This window comes from Vibrio fujianensis, from assembly GCF_002749895.1.
Lineage (GTDB): Bacteria > Pseudomonadota > Gammaproteobacteria > Enterobacterales > Vibrionaceae > Vibrio > Vibrio fujianensis.
The window spans coordinates 242474-252095 of the sequence record NZ_NBUS01000040.1 but is presented as its reverse complement, the minus strand read 5'-3'; the positions used below and the strand labels follow the sequence as shown (position 1 = coordinate 252095).

Below are 9622 nucleotides of genomic sequence, written 5' to 3'. Positions count from 1 at the left end.
GTTGAGCGCACGCCACCGAGGATATCTTGAATGGTGCTGTGAACACTGCCTCGGTATGGCAATAGTACGGTTTTTCCTTCGGCTGCCCGATAACCAGCAACACCACCGGAGTGCTTCTCCATGGCGCTCTTTGACGACATGCCATAAAATTTCATGTATGTCTCACCGTCTTTGACTACCATTTCTCCGCCAGCTTCCTCATGCCCAGCTAACATGCCTCCAAGCATGACGAAGTCTGCACCGCCACCAAAGGCTTTCGAAACATCTCCAGCGCAAGTACAACCACCATCACCAATAATACAACCACCTAAACCATGGGCGGCATCACCACATTCGATAATCGCTGAAAGTTGTGGATAACCAACCCCTGTTTTTACTCGCGTTGTACAAACAGACCCCGGGCCAATACCGACTTTAACAATATCAGCACCGGCAAGGATCAACTCTTCGCACATGTCTCCTGTGACCACATTACCCGCCGCAATCACTTTGTCTGGAAATGCGGTACGGACTTGCTGCACATAGTCAACTAAGTGTTCAGAGTAGCCATTCGCAATATCAATACAGATAAAAATAAGCTCATCAGACAGCGCCATAATATCTTTGGTTTTTTGAAAATCAGCTTGAGAAGTACCGGTTGATACCATCACTTTACTTAACGTTGCACTGTCTACATTTTTTACAAACTCCGCCCAATCATCAACGTTGTAATGCTTGTGAACAGCTGTCATGACTCCATGTTCAGCCAATGCTATTGCCATGGCAAACGTTCCTACAGAATCCATATTAGCAGCAATAACAGGAACACCAGACCATTGACGACCACTATGCTTGAAGGTAAAATCGCGGGTTAAATTGACTTGAGAGCGGCTTTTTAACGTTGAACGTTTTGGACGAAACAGGACATCTTTAAAACCTAACTTAAGTTCTTGTTCGATACGCATGGTTATTTCCTTAGTTAATTCACTATCTGTGCTTTATCGCAAGGGTGTAACATACCCAAGTTGGCAGACCTGAGTATATTTCGGACACAAAAAAACCGGAGCGTTGGCAGACGCTCCGGTTTTCAGCATTATAGGTTGCAATTTATTTCCAGCAAGTCTGATATTTCATTTTTTTTTGTGTTACCCTAGAAAAGATTCCATATTCCCAATTTAGTCATGATTGGCTAAGCGTCTCACTTTTAAAATCATTCTATATTTCAACACATTAAAGATACTCCGAACCATTATCTTACTGAAAAAGCTTACTCGTATTATCACATGCAATAAAATAGCAACGTACAATGCTAATAATGTGAGGTTAATCACCTAACAAAATGCCTTTTTTCATCGTTCAAGTATACTAAAGATCGCCATGTTGACCGGCTAAACACATTACCAAACAAGAAATAGGGTTTATTTTTATCACGATTCGGTTGATATCCAAGGGGATGTTTCCGATTTATTTCTATACCTAAACAACTTGGAGTTGCAGGTAGGCGGCAAGTGAGTGACAAATTTGTCTGGAACAAATTTGAACAGCCGTAGGCTGGCCTTTGGTAAGGGCCACGGATGGCTCTCATCATCCCCATCAGCATAGACAGGCGATGTGCTTGGGGTGAATGAACGTATAGCCAACACCCCTGCAGATTCAAGTAGGAAGGGTATGAGTCTGATCTTATTTAAGGAGACCGCAACTATGATCAACGTCGCTTTTTTCAGCGCCAAAACCTATGATGAAAACTCATTTAACCGCTTTGTTGATCCTCAGCAACTCACATTACACTTCCATGATTTCCGCTTAACGCATAAAACCGCTCAAATGGCTCGAAACTGTCAAGTCGTTTGTGCCTTTGTAAATGATGAATTAGGCGAAGATGTCTTAAATGTACTCTACCAAGGCGGCACACGCCTTATTGCGATGCGCTGTGCCGGGTTTGACAAAGTCGATTTAGCTGCTGCCAAAAGCATCGGTTTACAAGTTGTCCGTGTTCCAGCTTACTCTCCGGAAGCCGTTGCTGAGCATACCGTAGGGCTGATGATGTGTCTTAATCGCCGTTTCCACAAAGCGTACCAAAGAACTCGAGAAGCCAATTTTTCACTCGAAGGCTTGGTCGGCTTTAACTTCTATGGAAAAACCGTTGGGGTAATCGGTACCGGCAAAATTGGTGTTGCAACCATGCGAATTCTCAAAGGGTTAGGAATGACGATTCTTTGTTATGACCCATATCAAAATCCTGCCGCCATTGAACTAGGAGCACGATATGTAGAGCTGTCGGAAATTTTCACCAAGAGCGATGTCATTACCCTCCACTGCCCCATGTCGAAAGAAAATCATCATCTCCTGAACGAACAAGCATTTAACCAAATGAAAGACAAAGTGATGATTATTAATACTAGCCGAGGAGAATTACTCGATTCGGTCGCTGCGATCGAAGCACTAAAAAAAGGGCGCATTGGCTCACTGGGTCTTGATGTTTATGACAATGAAAAAGATCTTTTCTTCCAAGATAAATCCAATGATGTGATTGTTGATGATGTATTCCGCCGGCTATCCGCCTGCCATAATGTCCTCTTTACTGGCCATCAAGCCTTCTTAACCGAAGATGCGCTTAACAACATTGCTCAGACAACGCTCAACAATATTTTGGCTTTTACACAAGGCACCTCATCAGGCAATGAGCTAATTGCTTAACGGTTGACTAAGCGACGCAAATGCGGGATTAAATCGCTCGCAATCAGCCCTCGTTCACCAAAGGCTTCGGCGTTTTGATCGGCCGCTTGGCTATGGATCAAAACGCCGATTTTGGCAGCATCAAATAATGCAAGCCCTTGCCCAAGCAATGACACAATCACCCCAGTCAATACATCTCCCATGCCACCACTCGCCATACCTGGGTTTCCAGCCAAACAGACATAGGTGTCTTGACCATTACATACTAAGGTTCCTGCGCCTTTTAATACCACCACACCGCCATATTTCTGGTGTAACGCTTTAATTGCTTGAAAACGATCAGTCTCTATGTTTTCGACACCACATCCCAACAGTCTCGCTGCTTCTGCAGGATGCGGTGTTATAATACGCTGGTCATCATAACAAGCCGATTGTGCCAAAAAGTACAGTGCATCAGCGTCCATCACTTTCGGTTTCGTGATGCTTTGTACTCGATTGATTAGCTGCTGAGCCATTGTATCTCGGCCTAAACCAGGGCCAATAGCTAATACACTACACCAGTCTAGCCGATAATCGAACATCACTGTATCCATCCAACTTGATGTCATCATCTCAGGGCAACTAATTAAAACTGGTTGGGTATTATCCGGGTGAACTAAGGCGGCTGTTAATCCACTGCCCGTTCGAACACAAGCTTGAGCTGCTAATATTGCCGCGCCTCCCATTCCAGAATTACCGCCAATAAGCAACACTTTACCCTGTTGACCTTTATGAGCGGTACGCTTTCTGCCAGGTAAGGCCTTTTGAGCCGCCTGAGGATCAATCGCTTTTAAAGTGGCCGTATTTTGATTGTTAAACGTCTCTTCCAGCCCCAATCCAGCAAAATGCAGCTTTCCAACATAATCACGGGCTTTGCCTGTCACTAACCCTTGCTTAAGTCCAATCAAACTGATTGTGTGCTGAGCACAAATTGCCGAACCAAGAACGGTTCCTGTGTGGCTAGACAAACCAGATGGAAGATCAATAGAAACCACCGGAATGCCACTGTCATTAATCGTTTGAATTAATTGTTTCATGGAAGAGCGAACTGCACCTTTGAGGCCTGTTCCAAGTAAACCATCAATCACTACATCAACATCATCAGGTAATGTTTCTGTGCAGGGAAGTACTTCCCCACCACTATCAATCCAATGGTAATAGGCGGTACGAGCATCCCCTTGTAAGCGCTCGGGATCGCCATATTGCCATAACGTCACTTGAATCCCGACCGACTGCGCTAATCGAGCGACAATGTAACCATCACCACCATTGTTTCCGCTACCGCAACAAACCAACCAATGATGCGAGCCTGGATACTGGGCCAATGCAACAGTAAACACCGCTTGTCCCGCTCGTTCCATTAATCGAAACATTTCTAAGCCTTGCGCTCTCGCTGCCCGCAATTCACCACATTTGACTTGTTGAGGGGTATAGAAAACTTGTGGTAACAGCACCGATGATCTCCTTGTGTTAAGTATCCTGACTTTAATTCACCCAGCGGTATTTTTAACGCTTGGTATACCCTTCTTACTTGAAGCTGCAGCGGTGTTGGCTACATTCGTTCATCCCAATCACATCGCCTGTCTATGCTCATGGCGATGATGAGAGCCATCCGAGGCTCTCACCAAAGGCCAGCCTACGGCTGTTCAAATTTGCGGCCTACCTGCAACTCCACCTTATTTGGGTATAGTTAAAGAGGCTAATGCCTCCGCAGTTGCATCTTGTACAGAAAGAAAAAGAGAATTAACTTTACCTGTTGGAGTTCGCATTGGATTTAACGTGATATTTTGATACATGAATTCGGCCTGTTGAGTAACGGGACGTACATTACGGCACTTAAATAAGTAGGGGCGCTGCTGCCAGGTAATAAAACTGCGGCAACCGAGATCATAGACCGGCTTAGTTTTTAATTTAAACCATTCTGATGGAATTTCAGGAAAAATAGTAAATATCGATTTACCAATCACATCATGCCCATGTTTACCACTGTGATGGGTCATAAATCCATTCCATACCTGCACTTCATAGTCTCGATTTAATACAATCAGCCCCATATCAACATTTTGTACCATGTCAACCATCCAATGGAACTGCTCAAATTCAGCGGGTAGTGATAGCATTAGAACTCCTCCATTAAATAGGCGAGCTTATTGTCGAGTAACGGCAGTGATTCATCGACAAACATAAATAGGAGATCGCAGCGAATTGATGTACCTTCAATGTTGTAACTGACTTCAAACGTCATGGTTTTATTAAATGACCCAGTCGTTGACTGAATAACCGAATCAATCGAAATATGCTGCCCCAGTAACACCGGCGAGCTTTGGAAAAACCTCACTTCAGATTGCTGTCCAAGCCCATTTAAAAAAGAACCAACTAAGATATTCGAAACGTCCATTAATAACTCAAGTTCTTCTAACTCTTCGCTATCAACAGGAACTTTCATTAATTTTTTTAAATCCGCGACACTCGAATCACTAAGCAAGACTAACGCTTCGCCAGCAATGCCTTCACCACTGAACCCCTGACAAACACCAGAAACCTGAACATTATCGGCTAAATCACGCAAAGCCATATGTAGTTCGCTCACTTCGAGAATATTAATATTCGGCAAAGGTAATTCAACAAATACATCAAAGTGGCGCGCCAATGCATCAGCCGCTTGACCAATCGACACGTTAGCGACTTCCATATAGACATCACGACGTCGTAAAATCGGCAGATCAACCGCAACTGGCGTGATCATTCGAGGTTGCGTCGAGGGCTCAACAAGTTCGCGTAAAACCGCATTTAAGGCATCTTTATCTATTGGCTTTTTGATAAATGCCTTTGCCCCGAGAGTGAGTACCCGCTCCTTAGCTTTAGGTTGAATATCACCAGAAACCACGACGACTGGGGTTTGGTTGTCTTGGGCTCGCATCGCCTCAAGCGTTTCAAACCCATCTAGCTCTGGCATGGTTAAATCTAAAAACATCAATTTAAACGACTGCTTATCAAGCTGCTCCAGTGCATCAACACCATGGACAGCAAAAGTAATGTCTGCATTTAATGAGGCGGGTAGAGAACGTGCCATTTGCTTTCTAGCTAACGCTGAATCATCGCAGATCAATACTGGGTAAGACATAACGACCACCAATCTTATTTATTATTACTTCCAATGTTAAAAGTGTATACCCAAATGAAACCGAGGGTTAAGTCATACAGCAAAGACTCTTACCGCTCGAGCGATCTAGGCTAGGCTGGCCAAAAAATTAACCGCACAATACGTAAAACAATCGCCAACACCATCATCGCAATGCCTAAGCGATACCATTTATATTCGGCTACAGACATTGGTATACGTTTATAGAACATCGTTGCGACGCCTTTCCAATCGTGGCTTCGCCTCCCATAACCGATAATTCCCGTTAAACTACAAATGATGCCGAATACCAGTAATGTGTTTTCTAATCCAAACAATACAAAATCCACTTTAACCTCTCTATTCTTTTTCAACATCCAATATCACTAGCATAGAAAGACATAGACAAAATCGCTGTAACACACTAGTAGAATAGGAAAGGAGCGCCCCAAAACCCGGTATGCGACTCCAAACCTAATTTATATTAATGTGTTAAACCTAGCTGATTTGAACGAGTTTGAAACCATAAATAAGTGGTAACAATAGAAAAAAACAGATAAGAAAGACCAAAAATGGCAGGGGAAGACATTAAGTGTAAAGAGACAGCCCATAACACACCGACAATGGTAATCAGCATTTTTACCATCACCCCCAAAAACAGTAACATCAGGGCCAGTTCAGGGAAACGTGTACAGCGAAATGTTAACCAATAACAACTACTAACGGCAACAACTGCAATAGAGAAACCAAGGAAAAATGAATGAACATGATCAGCCGATGCGATAGCCGCCGATACTGACACGATAGCAATGATTAACCATCTCATTATCTACCTTCCTTAGTGCTCGAGCACCTTAAGAAACAGTAACAACCGTGAATATACGCAAGACGTTAAAAAAGCTAAACGCCGTACGACTCTGATACCCAAATCGCTTGCAATTTTAGGTCGGAGGCGAGTAAGTAAACCCCATATCATGTGATTGGGATGAACCCACATAACCAACACCGATGCTACTTCAAGTTAGAAGGGTATACATAATAACTAAAGTTTAGCTTATCTAATGGATTTTATCGAGGATAAGCCTTTATAAAAAAACAAATTCTTGCTCAACCTCCCTCACTCGGTACGATGACAAATAAGTGTTAGCGAGCACGTGATAAAGCGTCCATTTAGGTAGGCACCATTAATCAAATAATCAAACAAACATAGCCGCTTAACTAAGATGAAAAATAAGTAAATAGTGAATTACACAGAAATGCCGCATAGAGCAAAAAAATGAATAAAAGTTAAAAAACGTCTGCGACTCATATCAAGTTCCGATTGACAAGCCCAAAGATTGCTCTAGACTCGATGTTAGCTAGAAATGAAGTTGATTGTATACACATTGTTTCGTTGGATTCCTTGTAACTCCCGTCGTGTCGTACGCAATAGCAATCTACTTTTCCACGCTATCCGTGCCGAGATCGGCCTATATAAAATTGTTTTTTTAGGATTTTTACTATGTCTACTCCTGTTACTGGTACCGTTAAATGGTTCAACGAAACGAAAGGTTTCGGCTTCATTAAGCAAGAGAACGGTCCTGACGTTTTTGCTCACTTCAGTGCAATCCAAGGCGACGGTTTCCGTACTTTGGCTGAAGGCCAAAAAGTTGAGTTTGTCATTACTCAAGGTCAAAAAGGCCCTCAAGCTGAAAGCATTAAAGTCCTGTAATAGACTTCCAAATTATTCTAATAGCCAGCCTTAGCGCTGGCTATTTTTATATCTGCCACCAAACAACTTGGAGTTGCAGGTGGGCGGCAAGTAAGTGGAGTGAACGAACGTAGCCAACACCCCTACAGCTTCAAGTGGGAAGGGTATGGTTGACCAACACTAGCCATTACCAAAATAGCCACACTAAAAAACACCTCAAGCTAGACAAATTTAGTGCTGAGCTTCAACAACTCGCTCAACCATAGGCTCCGCTGGAAAAGCTTTCTCGTACTCCACCATAAAATCTTGCCGAATAAGCTGTTCTAAATGATTTGCTTTGTCCGTTGGACAAAAAATCATAAAGTGAACGATCTGTTCCCCCGCTGGTGCACTGGTGATTTCAATATGAGGTTCAGCACTAGGTAAATCGACCCCCGCATGTTTTTCGATCATACTGTTATAGCGACGGGCAACATCAATAAAATGGGAAAAATGCTCTTCCATACGCTGATGCATGATAGGTAATAGTGGGTATAAATTGACAAACTTTGGCACTACAATGTTAAAATTATGAAAAACATAACGTTTCATAAAATTCAGGTTTTTCACGGGATGAGTAAAAAACAAGCTATTGGGGAGAGTTGCTGTTTTTCCGGTGTAGTGGTACTGACCATGCTGTAGGTCTATTTCTTGAATTACTGTTGCCATCATATTGTGCTCAATAACTTCACCACAAACTTTTCCTACTTCGATCCAATCCCCCATTCGAAAAGAGCGAGAACTGGCCCGTTGGATTGACCCGGTAAAGCAGAGAATAATTTCTTTGGAGGCAACCACAATTGCAATCGCTATTGCGGTGACTGATAGAGCAAACTGACTAATTTCAGATTTCCAAAGTACAAATAAAATCATCAAGCTGATAACAAAAGCGCCATTCTTGGTGCGAGACATCCACTTACGTTGATCTTCACTCAAAAATGAAACATCACCTCGTATCTGTGCTAAGGCTATCCGTTTAATTAACACGATCACTGATAAAACCAATAAGGTTAAAACTAACTTATTGGTCAATAGATAATCGACAATAGCATTAATGTGTTCCATTCTTTAGCTCCATCAATCACAGTTAAACTAAGACGTTTTCGCCTCATTGGCTAGCATGTCCAACAAAACACAACTCATTGATTTATCCTCAAATAACCTGGAGTTACAAGTAGACCTCCCCCATGAACCTAAATACGCTATCGAATTGGAATAAACGAATATCGCCAGCATCACTGCCGTGTCAAATGAGAAGGTATATACCCCAACAACTTGGTGTTGCAGGTAAGCGGCAAGTGAGTGACACGAACGTAGCCAACACCCCTGCAGCTTCAAGTAGGAAGGGCATAGCTCTATATTTATCTGATTATATTAACAATATGAAGCATGGATATCAGGATAAATTCTAAATTTGTGATTTGTGATGAAGGATAAAACGTGCTGGACGCTCCAACACGTTTTGAATTACAGGGCGTATTGACGAGCGGTTTTTTCAGCCAACTTCATGATAACACGGACAGCTTGCTCCATGCCTTCAATCGTAATAAATTCATGGATACCATGGAAATTATAGCCACCGGTAAAAATATTTGGGCAAGGTAACCCCATAAAGGATAATCTCGCGCCATCTGTTCCACCGCGAATCGGCTTAATCATCGGCTCAATGCCACACGCTTGCATCGCCGATTTAGCAAGCTCGATAATGTGTGGATGCTCGGCAATTTTTTCCTTCATATTGGCATAGCTATCGATAATGTCTAACTCAATATGCCCTTTGTTTAACTGGCGATTGAGTTCCGCCACTTTTTGTTGCATCAACGCCTTACGATCAGCAAACCCTGCAAGATCAAAATCACGAATCAAATAGTCTAGTTGAGAACGAGCAACGCTCATCTTAGCAGATTTGAGATGATAAAAACCTTGGTAACCTTCAGTATGTTCCGGAGTCTCTTGCGCTGGCATCATTTGAATAAATTGCGCTGCAAGATACATTGAGTTGACCATTTTATCTTTGGCGGTTCCTGGGTGAACATTAACACCATGACAAACCACTTGAGCATTCGCAGCATGGAAGT

10 protein-coding genes are annotated in these 9622 nt (G+C 42.8%); 2 read left to right on the top strand and 8 right to left on the bottom strand.

The window, feature by feature from the left end:
* Nucleotides 1-944, bottom strand: a 944-nt coding sequence (locus B7C60_RS06995; protein ID WP_245868775.1) for a GMP reductase, incomplete at its 3' end; no start/stop codon positions are given.
* A 736-nt stretch (nucleotides 945-1680) separates the two neighbouring features.
* Here B7C60_RS06995 and B7C60_RS06990 point away from each other — a divergent pair.
* On the top strand, nucleotides 1681-2676 hold the full coding sequence (locus B7C60_RS06990) for a 2-hydroxyacid dehydrogenase (protein ID WP_099611033.1): 996 nt from the start codon (nucleotides 1681-1683) through the stop codon (nucleotides 2674-2676).
* On the opposite strand, the gene B7C60_RS06985 is transcribed toward B7C60_RS06990, so the two are convergent.
* The 5 genes from B7C60_RS06985 to B7C60_RS06965 form a co-directional block, all read right to left on the bottom strand.
* Complete coding sequence (locus B7C60_RS06985) at nucleotides 2673-4148, bottom strand: NAD(P)H-hydrate dehydratase (RefSeq protein ID WP_099611032.1); 1476 nt, start codon at nucleotides 4146-4148, stop codon at nucleotides 2673-2675. The two genes, B7C60_RS06990 and B7C60_RS06985, sit on opposite strands and share 4 nt — an antisense overlap.
* A 222-nt stretch (nucleotides 4149-4370) precedes the next feature.
* Nucleotides 4371-4814: a hypothetical protein gene (locus B7C60_RS06980; protein ID WP_099611031.1), complete on the bottom strand. Its 444-nt coding sequence runs from the start codon at nucleotides 4812-4814 to the stop codon at nucleotides 4371-4373.
* Nucleotides 4814-5818, bottom strand: coding sequence for a response regulator (locus B7C60_RS06975; protein WP_099611030.1), 1005 nt, complete (start codon nucleotides 5816-5818; stop codon nucleotides 4814-4816). Before B7C60_RS06975 ends, B7C60_RS06980 begins: the two co-directional genes overlap by 1 nt.
* 110 nt (nucleotides 5819-5928) lie before the next feature.
* Nucleotides 5929-6165 (bottom strand): hypothetical protein, encoded by a 237-nt coding sequence (locus tag B7C60_RS06970; protein ID WP_099611088.1) that lies wholly within the window; start codon nucleotides 6163-6165, stop codon nucleotides 5929-5931.
* Between the two features lie 134 nt (nucleotides 6166-6299).
* Complete coding sequence (locus B7C60_RS06965) at nucleotides 6300-6641, bottom strand: NADH:ubiquinone oxidoreductase (RefSeq protein ID WP_099611029.1); 342 nt, start codon at nucleotides 6639-6641, stop codon at nucleotides 6300-6302.
* A 675-nt stretch (nucleotides 6642-7316) separates the two neighbouring features.
* Here B7C60_RS06965 and B7C60_RS06960 point away from each other — a divergent pair.
* Nucleotides 7317-7526 (top strand): cold-shock protein, encoded by a 210-nt coding sequence (locus tag B7C60_RS06960; protein WP_000106983.1) that lies wholly within the window; start codon nucleotides 7317-7319, stop codon nucleotides 7524-7526.
* 210 nt (nucleotides 7527-7736) lie between these two features.
* Here B7C60_RS06960 and B7C60_RS06955 read toward each other — a convergent pair whose 3' ends face one another.
* On the bottom strand, nucleotides 7737-8609 hold the full coding sequence (locus B7C60_RS06955) for a mechanosensitive ion channel family protein (protein ID WP_099611028.1): 873 nt from the start codon (nucleotides 8607-8609) through the stop codon (nucleotides 7737-7739).
* A 402-nt stretch (nucleotides 8610-9011) separates the two neighbouring features.
* The coding region (gene pepT, locus B7C60_RS18215; RefSeq protein ID WP_245868774.1) for a tripeptide aminopeptidase PepT at nucleotides 9012-9622 on the bottom strand (611 nt) is incomplete at its 5' end.